Below are 21,680 nucleotides of genomic sequence, written 5' to 3'. Positions count from 1 at the left end.
CCTGTATACCGTGGTTGAAAAAGGAGATGGGATGAGTGGGCACAGAGAATGTGCTGCGCAATTTGCAGCTTGTTGACGGGCGGATCGTGGATATCACCATTCAGGACGGGATCATCACCGCCATAACACCGCCAGGCCAAGCTGAAGGAGAAAATGTGTTGGATTGTTCAGGGTTATATGCGTCCAGTGGGTGGATTGATCTGCATGTGCATGCCGTCCAGGATCTTGACCCCTATGGCGATAATATCGACGAAATTGGTGTGAAGCAGGGGGTAACAACGCTTGTAGATGCCGGAAGCTGCGGTGCAGACCGAATAGGAGCTTTTTATACCGCAAGACTACAGGCTGTTACACAAGTATTTGCTCTGTTGAATATTTCAAGGATCGGACTCGAACGGACGGATGAACTGTCACAGCTGGAATGGATTGACCGGGCCAAGGTCTTGAAGGCGGTAGCGGCTTATCCTGATTTCATTGTTGGTCTGAAAGCCCGCATCAGCGAAAGTGTCGTCAAAGACAGCGGGATACAACCGCTCAAGCTCGCACGCACACTCTCGGAAGAAACAAAACTTCCGCTCATGGTTCACATCGGTTCTGCTCCGCCCGCGATCTCGGATGTGCTGGAGTTATTACAGTCTGGCGATGTAATCACCCATTACCTTAACGGCAAGTCCAACAATCTGTTTCATCCGGACGGCACACCGCTGCAAGAATTACTGGACGCGGCTGCTCGGGGAGTTCATCTGGATGTGGGACATGGTACAGCGAGCTTCTCCTTCCGAATTGCAGAACAGGCCAAGGCTGCAGGCATTACGCTGAATACAATCAGTACGGACATTTACCGAGGCAACCGTATGAATGGTCCGGTATACAGTATGTCGAATGTACTGACAAAATTTCTGTACCTCGGCTACAGTCTGGAAGAGGTCATTCGCGCGGTTACAAGAAGTCCAGCGGAGTGGCTCGGTAAGCCGGAGCTCGGGAAGATCAGGGTTGGACAGCAGGCAAACCTGACTTTGTTTTCCCTGGAAGCAGGCGAAAAGCAGCTTGAGGACTCGGAAGGAGATGTCCGGGTCACACAACACTATATTGAGGTTAAAGGAGTCTTTGCTAATGGGTCACTCACTACAGGCTAAATATGGATTGAAGCGTGTTATTAATGCCAGTGGAAGAATGAGCATCCTTGGCGTTTCTGCACCAACGGATTCAGTCATGGATGCGATGAAACAGGGCGGACAGCGGTACGTGGAAATGGCCGATCTTGTGAACAAATCCGGAGAATATATTACACAGTTTCTTGGCTCGGAAAGCGCAGTTGTGGTGAACTCTGCATCCAGCGGTATTGCGCTTTCGGTAGCGGCCATTGTGACCGCCGGAAATCCGCGTATCAGCCTTCGTTTGCATCAGGAGCCGGTATTGAAAAATGAAATTATTATGCTAAAGGGCCATAATGTGCAATATGGAGCGCCAGTAGAAACCATGGTATTCCTTGGAGGTGGCCGGGTAGTGGAAGTTGGATATGCGAATGAAGGCCGCAAGGAGCATATCGATCAGGCGATCGGTGAAAACACGGCAGCCATTCTTTATGTTAAATCTCATCACACTGTGCAGAAAAACATGATTTCAGTGGAAGAGGCCTGGGAGGTGGCACAGCGCAGAGGGGTGCCGCTGATTGTGGATGCGGCAGCGGAAGAGGATCTGCGCAAATATGTCCAATTTTCGGATCTGGCCATTTATAGTGGGTCAAAAGCTATTGAAGGCCCTACTTCCGGTATTGTCGCCGGCAAAAAGAAATATGTGGAGTGGTTACAGGTACAACTTCACGGGATCGGCCGCAGTATGAAGGTTGGCAAAGAGACCATCTTTGGGTTACTTCAAGCTTTGGAGGAATACCAGGACAAAGCGGACCATAGTGAACGAGAGAAACAGAAGCTGGAGGCTCTTCAGCCACTTGGTGAACTTCCTGGTGTTTCGGTCCGCATTGTGCAGGATGAAGCCGGCAGATTGATTTTCCGAGGGCGTGTCCAGATTGATTCCTCTCTTGCTGGGGTGGATGCAAAGAAAGTGAATGACCAGCTGCGTGAAGGTGTTATTGCGGTATATACCCGAGACTATGGCGTCAAGCAGGGTTATTTCGATATTGATCCAAGGTCGCTGCAAGGGGATGATTTGCAGGTCATCGTCAGCAGAATACATGAAATCGTGGGAGGCAAACCAGAATGAGTCATATTCAGCAGTGCCTGTATAAGAATAGAGCCGCAATAAATGTACTGGCAGGAAGTATCGGGAACGCTAGAGATGTGTACGAGGCTGCGGAAGGTTATGTACTTGTTGGTGTGCTCTCCAAAAACTATGCTACGTTGGAGGAAGCTGTAATGGCCATGACTGAATATGGTCAAGCGATTCAAGATGCAGTATCCATCGGACTCGGAGCTGGAGACAGTCGTCAGGCTGCAGTTGTGGCGGAGATTGCCGCGAGCTATCCGGGAAGCCATATCAATCAGGTATTCCCGGCAGTGGGGGCAACCCGTGCCAATCTGGGACCTAAAGATAGTTGGATTAACTGCCTGGTATCTCCGTGCGGGCAACCAGGCTATGTGAATATATCGACTGGCCCCGTTAGTTCAGTAACCACTCCGCAGGCCATTGTTCCAGTTCATGCCGCCATTGCACTGGTTCGTGACATGGGAGGGAACGCGCTCAAATATTATCCGATGCAGGGATTGAAGTTGGAGGAGGAGTACCGTGCGGTTGCCAAGGCTTGTGGGGAAGCGAGTTTTGCTCTGGAGCCCACAGGTGGAATTGACCTGGACAACTTTGGACCCATTCTAGAGATTGCACTACAGGCGGGTGTACCTCAAGTTATACCACATGTGTATTCTTCAATTATTGAGTCACAGACCGGGAATACCAACGTACAGGATGTCCGCAGATTGCTCGAAATAATGAAATCGCTGGTGGACCAGTATGCATAGGGTTGCTGCTTTTGGCGAAGTGATGATGCGGCTGCAGGTTCCGGGATACGAAACGCTGGTCCAGAGCAGCAGGCTGGAGTATTCTTTTTCCGGCAGCGGGGTGAATGTAACGGCAGCACTAGCCAGATACGGCCATAACGGTGCTCTTATTACGACTTTGCCGGAAACTCCGGTGGGCGAAGCGGCTATCGCTTATCTGCGCAAGCTTGGGGTGGATACCTCTCTTATTAGACAGGGCGGTAAACACCTTGGGATGTATTTTCTGGAGAATGGCTTTGGAGCCCGCCCAGGCAGAGTCACTTACACAGACCGGCTGGGCAGCAGTTTCAATACTGCGGGTGCGGCCAATTATGATATGAGAGATCTTGCGTCCCGGATCGACGTGCTTCATTTATGTGGCATTACGCTGGCTATGAATGATGGCGTGCGCAAGCAGATGAAACAGCTTGCGGAGGAAGTGAAGAATGCTGGAGGCAAGGTTGTCTTTGATTGTAATTACCGTCCTGCGTTATGGGGGCCGGATGGCTATGTCAAGGCCCGCCCGCATTATGAAGAAATGCTGGGGTTGGCAGATCTGGTGCTGATGAATGAGATGGATGCGAAGGGCATTCTTGGCATCGGTACCGAAGAATATGATAGAATGACACGGATGAAGCAAGCGATTCCTGAAGTTGCACAGCGCTTCGGAATCGGAACGGTAGCAGGAACCCACCGTGAGATCAACGCGGACCATACGCATTCCTTGACAGGATATATCTATCATCAAGGTACGTTCGTATTTTCCCGCAAGCTGACGTTCCCGGTATACGACCGGATTGGTGCCGGCGATGTGTTTGCCAGCGCCATCATCCATGGGGAATTGCAGCGATATCCACAGGAACATACGGTTAATATGGCGGTGGCGGCAGCGATGCTGGCCCATACCACACAAGGTGATACAGCGCTTTTTACCGAGAATGAAGTACTCCGAGCGCTGTCGGACCGTACCTCAGATGTTGAAAGGTAGTGAACAGTGAGTGTCCCTAAAGCGCAAGCAAGGTCCTTTATATCAGCAAATCCAAAAAATTCTCAAAGATCGGATTCTACATGGCGTATATCCTCTCGGAAGCATCATTCCCTCCGAACCACAGCTGGAGAAGGAATTCGGGGTCAGTAAAATGACAGTCCGCGGTGCGGTCCAAGAGCTGTCCCAGGAAGGCTATGTGCAGAAGAAAAGTGGAGTCGGTACAATTGTAATGCGCAATACCTCTCATCAGAAGCTCTCAAAGGGCAAACGGTTTACGGAACTGCTCGTAGAAGAGGGTCATAAGCTGGAAAAGAAAGTTCTGAATTCCCGGTTACTGACCAATGATACTGGTACGGAGGAGTATGATCTCTACGGGCCATATTGTCAGCGGATTGAAAGACTCTACATTCTTAACGGACAACCTTATATTCATCTGATACACTTCTTGGCAGCAGCTGCATTGCCCGGCGGAGGCAAGGAGGAAATCAATGGAGACATCCAATCGCTCTATGAATCACTGGAGGAGAACGACATTTTGCTGGAGAACTTCAAAGACCGTTTCTTTGTAGAGCCAGCAACTCCTGAAGTATGCCAACTACTGAAGATCTCCCTGGGAACGCATGTGCTAAAGCGCCTTCGTAACTCCTTCGACGGAGAAGGCAGATTAATTGAGCACAGTATCGGGTGTTATAACACGGAACTTCATCATTATCTGGTTAGTTATGACACTTGAGGCCGGCGGACATATCGTGAAAGAAATTGTATTCATACAAAAAAAGGGTCCTGCACTTTTGATAACAGGGCCCTTTTTGCGTAAACAACGGTTTAATGGTGAAATCCCTAGAAATCTTTCAAACGTCAAATACCTCATATAATTCCTCGTGATTAACTTCTACCGAATCATCTTGACGCAGTTCCTAATTCTGCTGCATCTGCTCTAGTTGACTTAATTGACGAATTTCCTTCAAACACTGCTTGTATTTTCGTTCTGCACCATTTGATGCTAAGCTACTTGTAAATCAGGTATTCTGAAGAACTAACAATAAATGGATTATATCCAAGTCATTCAGAGACTACCATTTTGGGATAGAGTCGAATAGGCCTGAATACTTTTATAAAAAGGAACGATGTCTATGGATGCAGGTATGAGCCGTAGCAAAAAACTGGGTGAGTTTTTGAAATCACGTAGAAGCCGCATTCAACCGGAACAAGTTGGATTGTCAGGATCTTATGGACAGCGAAGAACACCGGGACTAAGGCGGGAAGAAGTAGCGGTATTGGCTGGTGTCAGCGCAACGTACTACACATGGCTTGAACAAGGTAGGGAGTTGGCAGCTTCACGAGAAGTAATACAAAGCATAGCGAACGCGCTCCGGTTAACCCCGGAAGAGAAGAGTCATCTGTTTGACTTATGGGACCCGAATGCGGAACATGAATTCCTTGCATCGTATTCACAACTGGACCCAGGTTGGCAGAGTATTATTAGTCAGTTGACTCATCCTTCCTTTATTACCAATGAACGCTCTGAGGTGCTTGCCTGGAATGAAGCAGCGGATACGAACCTCTTTAAGTTCTCGTCGATGAATATGAATGAGCGTCTATTGATGCGGATTTTATTCTTGGATGAAACGCTGAAGGAGCGCATGCACAATTGGGATGAATTCGCACGGCACTCGGTAGCTGTCTTTCGTACGTATTATGATAAGTATCCGAGTGACCCCGGATTTGGCAGCATCGTGAAACAACTGAGTGAAGAAAGTGTGGACTTCCGAACGATCTGGAACCTGCACCAAGTCGAATTAAAACAAGTCAATCGTGTTCTGCTTGAAACGACGGAACGGGCAGATGGTGTTGTACATGCGTACGATATCTTTTCCATGAATAATCTGAACAGCCAATCGGGCATTCATTGTTGTATTTACGTCCCTGTTCTTATGTAGAAGGTTGACTAGACTAGTAATTTCTTTACTAGCATACACGGAGTGTGGTTGGTGTCTCAGTATTAAAATAGAATGAACTTAAGCTCACTCGTAGCTATTTATCGTTTCTATTTTAAGATGAAAAGAGGAAGCCACATGCTCAAGACAAGAACGTTAGGCAAAGACAAATTACGTATATCTGGGCTCGGCCTGGGTGTGATGATGATGCCGGATAATGACGAATCGGTACATACCATTCAGGGTGCACTGGACGCAGGAGTCACCATGTTTGATACGGCGGATCTGTACGGAGAGTATGAAAAACAGCGATTTGGAGGAAATGAAAAACTGCTTGGTCGTGCGCTTCAAGGTCGAAGATCCGACGTTGTTGTTGCCACCAAATTCGGTATTACGCACACGCAGGGCCCCAAGGGAGATCCGGCCTACATTAAAAAGTCAGTAGATGCGAGTCTCTACAACCTGGGAATGGATTATATTGATCTATATTATCAACATCGTCCTGATCCGAACACCCCCATTGAAGAGACGGTAGGCACACTTGCCGATCTGGTTCAACAGGGAAAGATCCGATATATTGGTTTGTCCGAGGCGCCAGTAGAGATCATTCGGCGTGCACATGCTGTTCATCCGATTACAGCGTTGCAGACAGAATATTCATTGTGGAGTCGGGAACTTGAGGATGAGATTATGCCTGTCCTGCATGAATTGAACATCGGCTTGGTCCCATACAGCCCATTGGGACGTGGCTTCCTGACTGGTCAGATCCGATCTATAGACGATTTGGCGGAAGATGATTATCGTCGTCACTATCCGCGTTTCCAAGGTGAGAACTTTCAGAAAAATCTGGAGGTTGTTGGATTGATCCAAGAGATGGCTAAGCAAAAAGGATGCACCGTTTCTCAACTTGCTCTGGCCTGGTTACTTGGAAAGGGAGAGCATATCGTTCCGATCCCGGGGACTCGCAACCTGGAAAGAGTTCACGAAAACTTAGGCGCGTTAGAAGTTTCGCTTACGGATGATGAGATGAAGCAGATTGATCGCATATCACCCCAAGGCATCGCAGCTGGAGGCAGATTCCCTGGCCAAGTCTAACTCTTTAAGACATGATTCATGAAACCTGCAGTTTCGGATGAAAAGAATGTATAACAAGTCAACGGTATTATCTTTCTACTCTCCGGCATACAGTACAACAATGAGATGTATGCTCAAGGAGGAGAAATGATCGTATGATGAATCCGATTTTGCAAGCCCCAAATGCTCCACTAGCTGCCGATTCCAATGCGGTTGTCAATTATCAGAGGGATTCACGCAACTATGTAACCCAGTTGTTTGGAGAACAGCTGCCGACCATTGCCAATGGTTTCTTCAACGTGTACTTAAGCAAAGGAATTATTGTACAGCCACACTGGCACACCAATGTCACGGAGATGGTTGTAGTTATCAGCGGTGAAATTACAGCGTCAGTCTTCAATCCGTTTACGCGTGAACGATTGACATATCGCCTGAAACCAGGTCAAGTTGTGGTATTTCCGAAAGGTTGGTTTCACTGGTTTGTTGCTGAGACAGATGATGTATATGTATTAACGATCTTTGATCAACCAACCCCTGATATTGTGTTTGGAGCGGATTTCTTGGCAGCTACACCACCGGAGGTGGCTCACCGCGCGTACTGCTTGGATGAAGAGGCGTATGCCAGAGCCGTTGCGTCCATTAAAAATGATGCCATTCTGGGCCCTCCAATAGGATGTGATACGGAGGTTTCTGATCAATCGACTTCACCTTCCAAGACGCCAGTGTCACCATCCGATAAGCAGAAGTCTTAATTCAAAATTCCTTATTTATCATTATATAAGTACAGAGCCTGTAACTGGGGAATAACAGTTGCAGGCTTTTTGATGTGCCGATGTAATCATTATCGTATGAAGTCCATGGAGGGGGTAGCATTATATTAGAAAAAAATTCAAAATACCTGAGTCAGTGCCTTGCGTTCTCTGTTAGTATAGTATGAATATCCAATGAAAACGGAGGACTCCTTAATGAACATGTCAGAGATGGAAACACTTGAAACTGCAATGAGTTATGCACCTATTTTGATGTTTGACAGAGCAGAGCCCTTTTATCCTGATTTTGTTGGTATTTCTGTGTTGCTTCAATCCGGGCCTTCACCATCGTTCAGAAGGGAAATTGCGTTTCCAAGCGAGGTCGTTCAATACGTGATTGAATATGCAATTTGGTGGGATTATGAGATTGGACATCTGTACGAAATGGAGCATGTATGGATATATGTGGGTCATAACGGAGAGGTAGTAGACTGTGAAGCGAGTTTTCATGGTAAGGTTCTGCGCGGATTATTGAAGGAACGGGTTAATATGGTTGGGCATCATGTATGTCTGTACTCGCAGCCCGGCAAACATGCTTTCTCACCGCTTCCGGTTGTATTTGAGTTATTGCCTAACCTGTATAGTGCAGCGGGTTCAGATGCTGGATGTGATGGGCTGCTTGTGAATGAGTTGTTTCAAGGTTATTTTGAAACGAATGAACAGATCGATGCTCAGGTGGAGCGTTATCTAAAGACCAAAGCGTTCGTTCCTACCATGGAGTTTGAAGAATATATATTAAGACCGGAGATGTTCATGACGTGGGATAACCTGTTTGGTATTATTCCGCATAGGATTAAAGACCGCTTAGTGGAACTGGAACAATTATATAACACATGAAAATTAGTTTTAAATGGTTTATATGTTAAATTGAGGTGTGTTTTTTTGCTTCAAACCAAACTTTGTTGATTCGGGTTTGGTTTTTTTGTAGGAAAATGGACTCATTATATGTGAGTATTTAATAGACTTAAGTCTTGTAATTTGGAAGTGGAATGTTTTGATACATATATTTTTTTACAAGAAATATGTATGTGTTAGACGTAAGAACTATATAGTTTCTTATGTAAATTTAAGAATACCATATTACATGAAAATTTGTATGTAGATGTATATGCAAGTTGATGCTAATTGTTTTGTTATGCGTAGATATGTAATGTTAAAAAACAATTATATAGGTAAAAAGTATATAAATCATAAAAAAGTAGATTCTTTATATCTTAAATAAAAATTCATAATAACGCAAATTCATATAAATAAAAATCTTCTATTCAGTTTTATTATATTTATGTCGAAATAAATCGTAAGTTGTCTGGAGCGCGACCAAGAGAAGGGTTTGCCAAGCGTTATATACATAACTGGACACTACGATGCCTAGGAGGAGATTACATGAAGTGGTTTGGAAACTTGAAAACAGCAACAAAGATTATCTCGGCATTTTTAATTGTGTCGATAATCCTCGCGTCACTTGGCGTCTACTCGGTAGTAACATTGAGAAGTACGAATGAACGAATGCAAGAGATGTATAACAATAATCTGATCTCGGTTAGAGAACTGTCCTCAGCTCAGGTTGATTATCAGAGATTGCGAGTTAACGTGCGAGATTTGAATTTTGAAACTGTAGCAGCAGAACAGACCAGAGTTACGGAAAATATGGCTACAATTCGTCAATCCATGGAGGAGCGAATTGCTACGTATCGTCCTCTTGCTACTACCCCGGAAGAAACGGAATTGCTTCGTAAGTTAGATACCCAGTATGACAGTTATATGAAACTATTTGATCAAGGCGTCACTATGGCGTTATCTAATGATGATGCAGCTTTCATTACATTCCTCAAATCAACATTGAAACCTCCGGGTGATGAGGTGGTAAAAACACTCTCTGATTTGGTAAACCTTAATGTAACCCTGGCAGAGCAGGCAAACACGAAGTCTGAAGAAGCCTATACAACTTCTTTTGCAGTAACCATTATTCTTGTGATTCTGTCTGTACTCTTCAGTATCCTCATTGGTTACATGATCTCTCGCTCGATTTCAAAACCACTCATGTCCATGTTGGTTCTGGCTAAGGAAGTCGCCGGGGGAAATCTGGCACTTAAGTCAGACATCTCTAGTAAAGATGAAGTGGGTCAACTGGCAGCAGCACTGAATCGTATGGTCGACAACCTGAAAGAGTTAATCAACAATATCGTGTTGAACTCCCAAAGTGTTGCTGCTTCTTCGGAACAGATCTCAGCCAGCACACAGGAAATAGCAAGTACCAGCACAAGCCAATCCAGCGAGGCAGGAAACATCTCCGAATTGTTCAAGGAGCTCTCACTTGCCATTAACTCTGTTGCTGCTAGTGCGGAAGAAGCTGCTGAATTGTCCAATGATACTGTGAAGACTGCCCGTGAAGGTGGGCTTGTTGTACAGACTTCTCTGGAAGGCATGCAAGCTGTTAATACGAAAATGACCAAGCTTGAAGATGATTCCCGTAAGATTGGCGACATCATTGAAGTGATTGACGATATTGCTGAGCAGACCAACCTGCTTGCGCTGAATGCAGCAATTGAAGCGGCACGTGCGGGAGAACAAGGACGAGGATTCGCCGTAGTAGCAGATGAAGTCCGGAAGCTTGCAGAACGAAGCGGCGAGGCGACGAAAGAAATTACAGCCATTATCAAAGCGATGCAGGAAAATACGAGACAGAGTGTGCAGGCAGTAGCGGCCAGTGTTGAGCAGTCTTCCATGACTGGACAGGCGTTTGATCAGATCATTGATATGGTCAATAACTCCTCCCAGAAAGTAAACGAAATTGCAGCTGCATGTGAGGAAGAGGCGGCGCAAGCGGCAGAAGTAATGAGTTCTGTTGAAGCCATCTCGGCTTCCAGTGAAGAATCCGCGGCTGCATCAGAAGAGACTGCGGCAACCTGTCAGTCTTTGGCACAACTGGCGGAAGAGCTGGCGAAATCTGCGGCTGCCTTCAAAACCCATTAAAACAAATTGAATTGAGGGTGAATCGATGTCTTCACTTCAGAAAGAACAATATATTGAGCTGTCTGTAGGTTCAGAGACTTGCGCCATTCGAATCGAAGAGATTCACGAGATTATTAAAATGCTAAGCATTACAGATATCCCATTTAGCCGTCCGGAGATTAAAGGGGTAGTTAATCTGCGGGGCAAGGTTGTATGTGTGATGAGTCTGCGCAACCTGCTGGGTATGACGGATGAACCGGATACCAGAACAACACGAATTATCGTAGTTCGGTATCAGGATGAATATATTGGCCTGATTGTGGATCGAGTGAACAAGGTAACCACATATTCGGAAATACATCCACCAACCGGGGGTTACGGTCGTAACCGTGAAGACTTTTTCCATGGCGTGGGTCAACAGGAAGACAAGCTTGTGGGCATTTTGAAACTGGACGAAATATTGGGCGGTTAGGGAGGTATATACGAATGATGGATTTGTCTGCCTACCGTGACATCTTTATCGAAGAACTGAATGATCAACTGGAACGGATGGATCAGTCTTTGCTGGCGTTGGAGCTTTCGCCTTCTGTTGAACTGGTTCAAACGCTGTTCCGGGCAGCGCATACCATCAAGGGATCGGCATCGACAATGGATTTTCGTGAATTAAGCGACCTCACTCATGAGGTGGAGTATGCCCTTGAATGGGTTCGGGAGAAAAAACCCGAGATGACTTCCGAGTTAATTGATACGTTATTCCGCTCTTTGGACGCCATGAAGGTGCTTCGTGATCAGTATATCCGTGGAGAAGCCTATGCAGACTTTCGAGCGGTCGTACGAGAAATTAAGGATCTAATTCAAACCCCGGCAGTAGTTGGGAAACTTGCAGCACCTCAATTGCAACCAGCGGAGGCAAATGTTGCACAGGTTGCTGTTGAGTCAGGAAAGCACCTGTTATCCATTCACATTGTGCTTGAGCATAAGTGTATGATGAAGGCGGCCAGATATCATATTTTGCGCCAACGCATTGAAGACATATGTGGGACGGTTGTTACAACTTCTCTCATGGAGATCCAGCCGGGCGCGCAGAATGAAGATGATCATTACAGTCAGTTCATCATCATCACGGCAACTTCGAAGGACGCTCAGCAGCTTGAGACAGAATTGTCTACAGACTCGGATATTCATACGCTGGAGATTCATCCATATATGCTGGAATCCAATGAGGTTGCAGCGGCTTCTGCACAACCTGAATTAATGAATGAACCAGAGCAGACAAAACCAAGCTTGCCTACCGTGGCTACATCTGGCCCGGAAGAGAAAGCGAAAGCTGCTCAACCTACAGTTCGTGTGAGTGTTGAACGTCTGGACCATTTGATGAATTTGGTCGGTGAACTGTTAATTGATCAGACATCCCTTGCAGATCTGAGTGCGTCGGGTGCGCGTAAGGAGTCTTCTTCACTGATTCAGAGTATTAGTGGTGTATCCGATCATATGGGCAGCGTTATCAAGGAGCTCCAAGACGGTGTAATGAAGACCCGGATGTTACCCATTGACCAACTATTCAGTCGCTTCCCGAGGTTGGTTCGGGACCTTTCGCAGAAGCTGGGTAAAGATCTGGAATTGGTTATTCAAGGTGGAGAGACTGAGCTTGACCGGATGATTATTGAAGAATTGAGTGACCCACTGATCCATCTCATTCGCAATAGTGCAGATCATGGTATTGAAAGCGCAGAGGTTCGTGGAGAGTCGGGCAAGCCGTCCAAGGGACGTATTACCTTAACATCATTCCATGAAGAGAATCATGTTGTCATCCGGTATTCGGATGACGGCAAAGGTATTGATGGGGATAAGATCAAGGCTTCCGCCTTGAGCAAAGGCATTATTAGTGAGGAACAGGCTGCGCGCCTATCAACACAGGAGGCTGTACATCTCATATTTGAGCCCGGTTTCTCCACAGCTTCTTCTGTTAGTGAAGTATCAGGTCGCGGCGTTGGAATGGACATTGTGCGCAGCCAGATCGGGCGACTGAACGGCATTATTGATATTGATACGGAGGTTGGTGTGGGTACTACGTTTACGATTCGTCTACCGCTCACTTTGGCGATTATTAAAGGTCTGTTAGTCAAAGTATCGGGGCGTGTTCTGATCGTGCCGATGTACAACGTGTCCGAGATTGTTCGGATTTCACCTGAAGATATTCAGATGATCCAGGGGCAACAGGCGATCCTGAACCATGGACGCATTGTACCCTTTCACCGCCTGTGTGATAAATTGAACTATCCACGAACGGAACGCAAATCCAAAACCATTCCTCTGGTGATTGTGCGCTCTGTCGATAAAATTGCAGCTTACGCAGTAGATGAGATCATAGGAAATCAGGAAGTCGTTATTAAGACACTTGGTACGTATCTGGGCGCGATGAACCATCTTTCTGGCGCAACGATCCTTGGAAATGGTAAGGTTGCCCTTATATTGGACGCGTCCTATCTGGTCAGTCACTAATCGTTAGAAAAACTAAATATTATGCAGGCCAAAGAGCCTCATCATCCATAACGGGATGGTGGGGCTCTTCGTTGTACTTTTTGACATGGTAACTAATCAGGATTGGAAAATAAGATCCATAAAGCGGTTGGCAGCCAAAGAAATCGGCATATTGCGCTTGGTCATAATCCCCACATGGGAAGGGGGGAGTGGAACATCAAGCTGAATCTCGAAGAGGGAGCCTTCCTCCAGCTCTTTAGAGATGAATTCTCGTGTCACATAGGAAATACCCAGTCCTCGACGCGCAAACTCAATCAACAGATCAACGCTACCGACCTCAATCTCAGGCTTCAACGTGTAATTATAGCTGTTAAACAACTCGGTTATAGCCATACGAACCCGGCTGTTCCGGGAGAAGAGGATCAGTTGATGCTCTAGGAGCATCTCAAGTGTCATGACTTTACCCTTCAGCTGAGCATAGCGTTCTCCGGCTACAAAACAGTCTTTCAACTGAATGCTTTCTCTGACTTCGAGCTGCGGATCAACAATGGGCATCCGAACAACACCGAGATCGATCTTGCCTTCTTTTAGAAAGGTAATGACTTCCGGCGTGGTTCCATGACTCAGATGTAGCTTGATGTTAGGATACAGGGTGTGGAATTCCTCCAGATACGCCAGCATGTAATGCTTGAACAGGGAGTCACTGCCACCAATCCGGAGTTCACCATTGTCCAGATTCTTCAGGGCGGCCATTTTTTCTTCCGCAAGCGAGATCAGAATCTGGGATTGTTCAATATAGGAGTACAGACTGGCACCTTCCTGTGTCAAGGCTACACCCTTGGAGTTCCGATAAAACAGGGTAAGACCAAAGCTCTCTTCCAATTGCTTAATGGCATGACTGACGCTGGGTTGAGTGATATACAGTGCTTTCGCAGCCTGTGTCAAACTTCCCGTTTTGGCCGCCCAATAAAAGACTTTATATAGTTCATAATTTGTTGTCATAGATGTTGTCTATAGCTCCTGTGAAATATATTAATTACTTGTATGGCTATAAAACGTATTATAGTGTAACTACAACAAAGAAACCAGAGTTACTTGGAAGGAGAACGGTGAGATGGAACCAACTACCATTGTTTTATTTGGTGCCACTGGCGATTTAGCCAAAAGAAAAATATATCCTGCCTTATATAACTTATATCTTGAGCAGAAGCTTCCTGAAACCTTCTCATTGATTGGTCTGGGGCGTAGAGAGTGGTCTGATGAATTCTTTCAGGCACAAGTGGAAAAATCATTAAATGAATTTTCCAGACGCCAGGCTGATCCTGAAGTTGTGAAGTCATTTGTGAAAGCTTTTCGCTACAGTGTATTGAATATAAGCCATAAGGAAGATTATATAAAGCTGTTGGGATTAGTTGAACAAAGAGAAGCTGAACTTGGCATTCCGTCCAATCGCTTGTTTTATCTCTCGGTTGGTCCGGAATTCTTCGAACCGATTGCCGAGAACATTCAACAAAGTGGGCTGGGTTCAACAGAGGGCTGGAAGCGTCTCGTCATTGAGAAACCATTTGGTCACGATCTGCCGTCGGCCCGAGACCTCAATCGCAAATTAAGCGAATCGTTCACGGAGGAAGAGATTTATCGGATTGACCACTATTTGGGCAAACCGATGGTACAGCGCCTGGAGACGTTACATCAGAGTAACCCAATCATGAAGGCGTTATGGAACAACCGTTACATCTCCAATGTGCAAATTACGGCTAATGAGACTGTAGGTGTCGAAGAACGTGCATCCTATTATGATCATGTAGGCGCAGTGCGAGACATGTTCCAGAATCATATGCTGCAACTGCTTATGATGATGGCGATTCAGCTTCCATACAACAGTTCTTCCGAAAAAGTTGGATTGAAGAAAAAGCACATCATGGAATCGATCCAGCCGTTACAAAAGCAAACCGTGGGCGCAAGCATCATTCGTGGGCAGTATGCAGAAGGCAACATTCAAGGCCAACCAGTCAATGCTTATGCTGCTGAACCGGGTGTAGCGGAGAATACGATGAATGACACATTCATTGCTGCCAAATTGCAAATCGATGATTTCTTCTGGCGCGGTGTTCCGTTTTACATTCGTACGGGTAAAAGAATGAAGGAGAAATCAACACGTATCGTCATTGAATTCAAAGAACCTTCAGGACAGACGAATGTGCTGAAAAACAAGGGTTCCAAGCCCAACCTGCTCGTCATTGAGATGAGTCCAGATCAGAGCATGACATTGCAACTGAATGCAAGTGATCCAGAGAATAAAGGTGAATTCAAACCGGTTCATATCGATCTTTCTCCGGATAAAGGTGACCTTGCGGAAGCTTACGAGAATCTGATTCGTGATGCTTTGCTGGGAGATCCAACTTTCTTTGCCCACTGGGATGAAGTAGAATTGTCATGGGCATGGGTGCAACCCATTCTGGATGCATTCCAGGAAAATCTGCTACCACTTCACCTGTATCCTGCAGGAAGCTATGGACCAGCTGAATCAGATGCTATGCTTGAAGAAGATGGTCACCACTGGTGGTTTGATGAGCCGGCGGATCAGGAGTCTGTAGTTACAAATAGCATGCCCTTGGCGGTTAATGCGAATCTCTAAACCATAATAAAAAATATATCTGGAGGTAATTAAATCATGAAATTTTTTATCGATACAGCTAACGTGGAAGACATCCAGAAAGCATACAAAATCGGTGTATTGTCTGGTGTAACAACAAACCCATCTTTGGTAGCCAAAGAAGGCGTGAAATTCGAAGATCGTATTGAAGAAATCTTGCGTTTGGTACCTGAAGTGGAGTCCGTATCTGCGGAAGTGACACCAGATGCCCTTACTGCTGAAGATATGATTGCACAAGCAAACGAATTGATCAAAATAAACAATAGCGACAAAAATATTACGATCAAATTGCCAATGACACTTGCAGGACTTGAAGCTTGCCGTTACTTGACCAAAAAAGGCGTGAAAACCAACGTAACGTTGATCTTCACTGTGAACCAGGCGCTTCTGGCTGCTCGTGCTGGTGCGACATATGTATCTCCATTCCTGGGACGTCTTGATGATATCTCTGAGGATGGCGTACAATTGGTTACCAAAATTGCTGAGTTGTTCCGTACACATAACCTGGATGCACAGATTATTGCGGCTTCCGTAAGACATCCGGATCACGTTACACGTGTAGCAATGGCGGGAGCGCATATCGCGACTGTTCCATTCTCCGTTATTGAACAAATCTCCAAACACCCACTTACAGATCAAGGTATGGACAAATTTGCAGCGGACTGGAAAAAAACAGTACAATAATCACTGAACATTTATTCGTTTCAACTTACAATAGAATTATATAAATCATGGAGCATTGGGAGGACATAATGAGTAAACAACAGATCGGTGTTATTGGATTGGCAGTAATGGGTAAAAACCTGGCTTTGAATATTGAAAGTAAAGGGTTCTCGGTATCGGTATTTAACCGTTCCCCAGAGAAAACCCATGATCTTCTGAAAGAAGCAGAAGGTAAAAACCTGACAGGTGCGTTCACTATTGAAGAATTCGTGGAATCCCTGGAGTCTCCGCGTAAAATTTTGATTATGGTACAAGCAGGTAAAGCAACAGATGCAACGATTGAACAACTGCTTCCTCATCTGGATCAAGGCGACATTATTATTGATGGAGGTAATGCTTACTTCCCTGATACACAACGTCGCAGTAAAGAGCTGGAAGAAAAAGGTTTCCGCTTCATCGGAGCAGGTGTATCCGGTGGTGAAGAAGGCGCACTGAAAGGCCCGGCAATCATGCCAGGCGGTCAGGAAAGTGCTTATCAATTGGTAGAACCGATCCTTACAGCAATCTCCGCCAAAGTGGGCGATGATGCTTGTAGCACATATATCGGACCAGATGGTGCCGGACACTATGTAAAAATGGTGCATAATGGTATCGAGTACGGAGATATGCAGTTGATTGGTGAAGCGTACCACTTGCTCAAATCCGTATTGAACGTTTCCGTTGAAGAATTGCATGAAATCTTCACAGAGTGGAATCAAGGGGAGCTGGACAGCTACCTGATCGAAATCACGGCAGACATCTTCTCCAAATATGATCCAGAAACCGGCAAACCGATGGTTGACGTTATTCTTGACGCTGCTGGACAAAAAGGAACTGGTAAATGGACGAGCCAAAGCGCGCTGGATCTCGGCGTCCCATTGTCCATGATCACAGAATCTGTATTCTCCCGTTTCCTGTCTGCGATGAAAGACGAGCGAGTAGCAGCAAGCAAAATCCTCAGTGGACCAGCAACTGAAGCATTCTCTGGCGATAAAAAAGCGTTCATCGAGAACGTTCGTAAAGCATTGTTTGCAAGTAAAATCGTATCTTACGCACAAGGATTTGCACAAATGCGTGCAGCTTCCGACGAGTATGGCTGGGATCTGAAATACGGCAACATTGCCATGATCTTCCGTGGCGGATGTATCATCCGTTCACAATTCCTGCAAAACATCAAAGAAGCATATGACAAAGATGCAGCTCTGAAAAACCTGCTGCTTGATCCATATTTCCAAAACATCGTTGAGTCTTATCAAGGTGCATGGCGTGAAGTTATAGCAGCTGCTGTAAAACAAGGTATTCCGGTACCAGGCTTCTCCAGCGCTCTTTCTTACTACGACAGCTACCGTACAGAGCGTTTGCCAGCAAACTTGCTGCAAGCACAACGTGACTACTTCGGTGCTCACACCTTCAAACGTGTGGACAAAGAAGGTTCATTCCACTTCCAGTGGATGGACACAAACGAGTAAATTAAATAAGAGCACCTTCGTTACTTTTCCTTTAATTAAGGGGGAGTTGCGGAGGTGCTTTTTTTTGTTTTTGAAGAGTTTTGAAGACGAAAACATGTATAGTAATTGTGATTAAAAGCAGATAAAGTGTGCATTTTTAGATAGAAAAAAAATAGAAGTTAGTAAATAAACGATTTTTATTTACATAATCGATTATTTGTAATAGAATCAATTTGGAGAGGGGGAAGCGGTTTCAAATGCGGATATTTTTTGCAATGTACATCATGGACAAGCAGGGGTGAGCTCACATTGAAGAACAAAAAGGAAATGGCAAAAGAAATCATAGAATTGGTTGGTGGGGAATCTAACATCAATTCGTTGATCCATTGTGCAACAAGATTGCGCTTTACTCTCAAAGAGCGGTCGATTGTTAGAAAATCGGAATTAACTAAGCTTCCTGGAGTATTAACGGTGGTTGAAACTGCGGGGCAGTTTCAAGTTGTGGTTGGTAATGTCGTTGGAGAAGTCTATAAAGAGATTATGGAACAAACTTCACTAGGTGACGGAGCAGGATCTTCTGAAAATTCCAGCTCCAAAGGTTCCATTCTAGAGAGAGCAATAGATGTGGTCTCCTCCATTTTTTCACCAATTATCGGTGTTTTAGCTGGTGCAGGTATTATCAAAGGGATTTTGTTAATTCTGACTCAAACGGAGCTGCTCCAAAAGACCACCGGAACTTATCAAATTCTGAATGCTGCCTCGGATAGTGTGTTTTATTTTCTTCCTGTAGTACTTGCTATTACAGCATCTAAAAAATTCGGGACAAATCAGATGGTTTCCGTCATCATCGGTTTGTCGCTACTCTATCCTGGTTTAGTTACTTTTATGGCGAGTGGTGAACCTCTGACCTTTCTTTCCATACCTGTATTAAGCGGCACATACGCTTCAACGGTTATACCGAGTATTATTGCTATTTGGGTGCTGTCCTATCTGGAACGCTTGTTAACTCGGATTATCCCCGATGTGCTAAAACTTTTACTAATTCCCGCGATTAGTTTAAGTGTCATCGTACCTCTAACACTTTTAATATTTGGGCCATTCGGCATTTATGTAGGTGATGTGGTTTCGTCAGGGTATAATTACATGTACGAGGTAAGCCCACTGATTGCAGGTTTGTTTGTAGGGGGTGGGTGGACCATCTTGGTTATGTTCGGTTTGCACAAAGTTCTAGTGCCAATTGGTTTAAATGACATTGCCATGTTAGGGTACACAACCATTTTTGCGTTTGCGGCACCGGCAAATCTAGCTCAATCGGGCGCAGCTTTAGGTGTAGCTTTGAAGCTTAAAAACAAGAAAATGAAATCGGTTGCAACGACAGCATCTTTAGCTGCTTCTCTGGGTATAACTGAACCCGCTATATATGGCTTTAACTTAAAGTATAAGGTACCTATGTTTATCGCAGTTGTTAGCGGGTCTATAGGTGGAATTATCGTCGGAATTGCAGGTTCCAAAGCGTATGCGGCTGCAGTTCCTGGACTGATGACATTACCTATCTTTTTTGGACCTGGATTCGTAGGCGTCATTATTTCAATTGCTGCTGCATTTCTAATGGCACTCGGGGTAACTTTGTTATGGAAATTCAAAATGGATGACGATATCCCGGAAGAGTTGCTCGAAAATCCAGCCGAAGCGGGAACAATTTCCTTTCAAGAGGTCATTATTGATGCTCCTGTAAGTGGTACTTTTATACCTCTAACCGAAGTGAATGACGAAGCATTCGCTTCTGAAGCATTAGGTAAAGGTGGTGCGATTATTCCCAACTTAGGATCCATATATGCACCGTGTGATGGCGAGATTGTTTCAGTCCATTCTGGTGGACATGCGATTGGAATCAGGAACAATGAAGGTGTTGAGCTTCTGATTCATATTGGTATTGGTACAGTGAAGTTAAAAGGTAAATATTTCAATGTGCATATCAAGGAAGGCGATATCATCAAACACGGTGATTTGCTGGTTCAATGCGAGTTGGAGAAGATCAGTGAGGCAGGGTTCGATACAACGACGATGCTTATTGTGACAAACAGCTTTAATTATCCCACAATCGATGTGATCTCCCATGGAGAAGTGCAAGCGAATGATGCGCTTATCAAAATATCTAATGAAAAGCAGGAGGACGTACAATAATGGACTTAAACGATAAAAAGACTTTTCCAACCAATTTTTTGTGGGGAGCTGCAACGTCTGCTTTTCAGGTTGAGGGAGGTTATGCACATGACGGAAAAGGACTTTCTGTTGCGGATGTTGCCTCATTCAAACATTCGGATCAGTATGCGGACACCAAAGTTGCAAGTGATTTTTATCATAAATACAAACAGGACATTCAGCTTATGGCGGAGCTTGGCCTAAAATCTTATCGATTTTCTATCGCTTGGACTCGCATTTTTCCCAATGGAAACGATGAACTGCCTAACACCGAAGGAATTAAATTTTATGATGATGTAATTAATACACTTTTGGAAAATGGCATTGAGCCTATAGTCACTATGTATCATTTTGATATGCCTCAAGCCCTCATTGATCAATATAACGGCTGGCAGTCCCGAAAGAGTGTTGATGATTTTGACAGATATGCGCGTACACTACTCCATCAATTCGGGGACCGAGTGAAGTACTGGCTTCCAATTAACGAACAAAACCTGATGATTCGAAAAGACAAATTATTAGGTCTGCAACATCTAGAGTCTGGCCATATGAAAGAGAGATTGCGTCATCAAATGAATTATCATATGTTTTTGGCTTCTGCGAAAGCGGTGGTTGCATGTCATGAGCTGTGTCCACAGGCGAAAATTGGACCAGCCTTTGCCTATTTGCCTGCCTATCCAGCAACTTCACGTCCGGAAGATGTACTGGCAGCTCAGGACTCGGATCGTTTACTAAATCACTATTTAACAGACACGTATGTCTTTGGTGAATACCCTGCTTACTACAAGCATTATCTCAAACAACAAGGATGGCTTCCGCAAGTTCAAGACGGCGATGAGGAAATTTTAAAAGCAGGATCTCCAGATTTCATCGGTTTCAATTATTACGTCAGCTTCTCAGCTCGTTACTGTTCACCGGAAACTAAATCTGATTATACCAGTATTTTGAACCCTGTACTTCCTGGTTATTTTGAATATGTTCCCAATGAATATTTAGATGCTACCGAGTATAACTGGCAAATTGATCCAATTGGATTCAGAAAATCATTCCGCGACTTATATGATCGTTATCATTTGCCTCTTATGGTGACTGAGAATGGACTTGGTACGGCTGATGTTCTCGATGCTGAAGGAAAGATTGATGATGTTTACCGTATTCAATATCTCAAAGATCATATTGGTCAGATGCGAACAGCAATTTCTGAGGGTATTCCTGTTATTGGGTATAACATGTGGGCTTTTATGGATATTGTTAGCTCTAGCAATGGCTTTAAAAAAAGATACGGTCTGGTATATGTAGACCGTGATGAGCACGAAGAAAAAGAGTTAAAAAGGGTGCGTAAAGAGAGTTATTACTGGTATAAAGATGTGATTTCAACAAACGGAGATGATTTATAAAAGTAATGAAAAATTTTAACGTTCACAAAATCGATTATTTA

The 21,680-nt window shown here is 44.9% G+C and carries 18 protein-coding genes; 17 read left to right on the top strand and 1 reads right to left on the bottom strand.

Features of this window, described 5'->3' with window-relative positions; all coding sequences use genetic code 11:
• Nucleotides 1-35 precede the first annotated feature (35 nt).
• The 12 genes from MKY85_RS18270 (at nucleotide 36) to MKY85_RS18215 (ending at nucleotide 13,255) form a co-directional block, all read left to right on the top strand.
• On the top strand, nucleotides 36-1,136 hold the full coding sequence (locus MKY85_RS18270) for an amidohydrolase/deacetylase family metallohydrolase (RefSeq protein WP_339234879.1): 1,101 nt from the start codon (nucleotides 36-38) through the stop codon (nucleotides 1,134-1,136).
• Entirely contained in the window at nucleotides 1,114-2,223 is a 1,110-nt protein-coding gene (locus MKY85_RS18265; protein WP_342570474.1) for a DgaE family pyridoxal phosphate-dependent ammonia lyase, read from the top strand. Before MKY85_RS18270 ends, MKY85_RS18265 begins: the two co-directional genes overlap by 23 nt.
• Nucleotides 2,220-2,975, top strand: a complete 756-nt coding sequence (locus MKY85_RS18260; protein ID WP_342570473.1) for a KDGP aldolase family protein — start codon at nucleotides 2,220-2,222, stop codon at nucleotides 2,973-2,975. The genes MKY85_RS18265 and MKY85_RS18260 overlap by 4 nt, the downstream gene beginning before the upstream one ends.
• Nucleotides 2,968-3,981: a sugar kinase gene (locus tag MKY85_RS18255; RefSeq protein WP_339234871.1), complete on the top strand. Its 1,014-nt coding sequence runs from the start codon at nucleotides 2,968-2,970 to the stop codon at nucleotides 3,979-3,981. Before MKY85_RS18260 ends, MKY85_RS18255 begins: the two co-directional genes overlap by 8 nt.
• Before the next feature lie 10 nt (nucleotides 3,982-3,991).
• Entirely contained in the window at nucleotides 3,992-4,714 is a 723-nt protein-coding gene (locus tag MKY85_RS18250; protein WP_339234869.1) for a GntR family transcriptional regulator, read from the top strand.
• Between the two features lie 412 nt (nucleotides 4,715-5,126).
• Nucleotides 5,127-5,921, top strand: coding sequence for a helix-turn-helix transcriptional regulator (locus MKY85_RS18245; protein ID WP_342570472.1), 795 nt, complete (start codon nucleotides 5,127-5,129; stop codon nucleotides 5,919-5,921).
• A gap of 135 nt (nucleotides 5,922-6,056) precedes the next feature.
• A complete protein-coding gene (locus tag MKY85_RS18240) occupies nucleotides 6,057-7,013 on the top strand; it encodes an aldo/keto reductase (RefSeq protein ID WP_342570471.1) in 957 nt (318 codons plus the stop codon).
• Nucleotides 7,014-7,147: 134 nt separating this feature from the next.
• The gene (locus tag MKY85_RS18235) at nucleotides 7,148-7,744 is read left to right on the top strand and encodes a cupin domain-containing protein (protein ID WP_342570470.1); all 597 of its coding nucleotides are present in this window, start codon (nucleotides 7,148-7,150) and stop codon (nucleotides 7,742-7,744) included.
• A 213-nt stretch (nucleotides 7,745-7,957) separates the two neighbouring features.
• Nucleotides 7,958-8,638, top strand: a complete 681-nt coding sequence (locus tag MKY85_RS18230; RefSeq protein ID WP_342570469.1) for a hypothetical protein — start codon at nucleotides 7,958-7,960, stop codon at nucleotides 8,636-8,638.
• A 546-nt stretch (nucleotides 8,639-9,184) separates the two neighbouring features.
• On the top strand, nucleotides 9,185-10,774 hold the full coding sequence (locus MKY85_RS18225; RefSeq protein WP_339234858.1) for a methyl-accepting chemotaxis protein: 1,590 nt from the start codon (nucleotides 9,185-9,187) through the stop codon (nucleotides 10,772-10,774).
• Nucleotides 10,775-10,799: 25 nt separating this feature from the next.
• A complete protein-coding gene (locus MKY85_RS18220) occupies nucleotides 10,800-11,225 on the top strand; it encodes a chemotaxis protein CheW (RefSeq protein ID WP_339234855.1) in 426 nt (141 codons plus the stop codon).
• Between the two features lie 14 nt (nucleotides 11,226-11,239).
• Nucleotides 11,240-13,255, top strand: a complete 2,016-nt coding sequence (locus MKY85_RS18215) for a chemotaxis protein CheA (RefSeq protein WP_342570468.1) — start codon at nucleotides 11,240-11,242, stop codon at nucleotides 13,253-13,255.
• 96 nt (nucleotides 13,256-13,351) lie between these two features.
• On the opposite strand, the gene MKY85_RS18210 is transcribed toward MKY85_RS18215, so the two are convergent.
• The gene (locus MKY85_RS18210) at nucleotides 13,352-14,236 is read right to left on the bottom strand and encodes a LysR family transcriptional regulator (RefSeq protein WP_253438181.1); all 885 of its coding nucleotides are present in this window, start codon (nucleotides 14,234-14,236) and stop codon (nucleotides 13,352-13,354) included.
• A 112-nt stretch (nucleotides 14,237-14,348) separates the two neighbouring features.
• On the opposite strand from MKY85_RS18210, the gene zwf reads away from it, so the two are divergent.
• The 5 genes from zwf (at nucleotide 14,349) to MKY85_RS18185 (ending at nucleotide 21,639) form a co-directional block, all read left to right on the top strand.
• Nucleotides 14,349-15,872: a glucose-6-phosphate dehydrogenase gene (gene zwf / locus MKY85_RS18205; protein WP_339234849.1), complete on the top strand. Its 1,524-nt coding sequence runs from the start codon at nucleotides 14,349-14,351 to the stop codon at nucleotides 15,870-15,872.
• A gap of 36 nt (nucleotides 15,873-15,908) precedes the next feature.
• Complete coding sequence (gene fsa / locus MKY85_RS18200) at nucleotides 15,909-16,574, top strand: fructose-6-phosphate aldolase (protein WP_091020607.1); 666 nt, start codon at nucleotides 15,909-15,911, stop codon at nucleotides 16,572-16,574.
• 68 nt (nucleotides 16,575-16,642) lie between these two features.
• Nucleotides 16,643-18,061 (top strand): NADP-dependent phosphogluconate dehydrogenase, encoded by a 1,419-nt coding sequence (gene gndA, locus MKY85_RS18195; RefSeq protein ID WP_339255977.1) that lies wholly within the window; start codon nucleotides 16,643-16,645, stop codon nucleotides 18,059-18,061.
• Nucleotides 18,062-18,349: 288 nt separating this feature from the next.
• Entirely contained in the window at nucleotides 18,350-20,224 is a 1,875-nt protein-coding gene (locus MKY85_RS18190) for a beta-glucoside-specific PTS transporter subunit IIABC (RefSeq protein ID WP_342570467.1), read from the top strand.
• Nucleotides 20,224-21,639, top strand: a complete 1,416-nt coding sequence (locus MKY85_RS18185) for a glycoside hydrolase family 1 protein (RefSeq protein ID WP_342570466.1) — start codon at nucleotides 20,224-20,226, stop codon at nucleotides 21,637-21,639. Before MKY85_RS18190 ends, MKY85_RS18185 begins: the two co-directional genes overlap by 1 nt.
• The last annotated feature ends 41 nt before the right edge of the window (nucleotides 21,640-21,680 follow it).

The sequence above is a fragment of the Paenibacillus sp. FSL R5-0749 genome (genome assembly GCF_038595085.1).
GTDB lineage: Bacteria > Bacillota > Bacilli > Paenibacillales > Paenibacillaceae > Paenibacillus.
The sequence above is the reverse complement of the archived record's forward strand: the minus strand, read 5'-3'. Positions and strand labels throughout refer to the sequence as shown.

Bases quoted from the DNA above. Each gene is read 5' to 3' on its own strand.
- MKY85_RS18265 (WP_342570474.1), top strand. From the start codon at position 1,114: ATGGGTCACTCACTACAGGCTAAATATGGATTGAAGCGTGTTATTAAT.
- MKY85_RS18260 (WP_342570473.1), top strand. From the start codon at position 2,220: ATGAGTCATATTCAGCAGTGCCTGTATAAGAATAGAGCCGCAATAAAT.
- MKY85_RS18255 (WP_339234871.1), top strand. From the start codon at position 2,968: ATGCATAGGGTTGCTGCTTTTGGCGAAGTGATGATGCGGCTGCAGGTT.
- MKY85_RS18245 (WP_342570472.1), top strand. From the start codon at position 5,127: ATGAGCCGTAGCAAAAAACTGGGTGAGTTTTTGAAATCACGTAGAAGC.
- MKY85_RS18240 (WP_342570471.1), top strand. From the start codon at position 6,057: ATGCTCAAGACAAGAACGTTAGGCAAAGACAAATTACGTATATCTGGG.
- MKY85_RS18235 (WP_342570470.1), top strand. From the start codon at position 7,148: ATGATGAATCCGATTTTGCAAGCCCCAAATGCTCCACTAGCTGCCGAT.
- MKY85_RS18230 (WP_342570469.1), top strand. From the start codon at position 7,958: ATGAACATGTCAGAGATGGAAACACTTGAAACTGCAATGAGTTATGCA.
- MKY85_RS18225 (WP_339234858.1), top strand. From the start codon at position 9,185: ATGAAGTGGTTTGGAAACTTGAAAACAGCAACAAAGATTATCTCGGCA.
- MKY85_RS18220 (WP_339234855.1), top strand. From the start codon at position 10,800: ATGTCTTCACTTCAGAAAGAACAATATATTGAGCTGTCTGTAGGTTCA.
- MKY85_RS18215 (WP_342570468.1), top strand. From the start codon at position 11,240: ATGATGGATTTGTCTGCCTACCGTGACATCTTTATCGAAGAACTGAAT.
- MKY85_RS18210 (WP_253438181.1), bottom strand. From the start codon at position 14,236: ATGACAACAAATTATGAACTATATAAAGTCTTTTATTGGGCGGCCAAA.
- zwf (WP_339234849.1), top strand. From the start codon at position 14,349: ATGGAACCAACTACCATTGTTTTATTTGGTGCCACTGGCGATTTAGCC.
- fsa (WP_091020607.1), top strand. From the start codon at position 15,909: ATGAAATTTTTTATCGATACAGCTAACGTGGAAGACATCCAGAAAGCA.
- gndA (WP_339255977.1), top strand. From the start codon at position 16,643: ATGAGTAAACAACAGATCGGTGTTATTGGATTGGCAGTAATGGGTAAA.
- MKY85_RS18185 (WP_342570466.1), top strand. From the start codon at position 20,224: ATGGACTTAAACGATAAAAAGACTTTTCCAACCAATTTTTTGTGGGGA.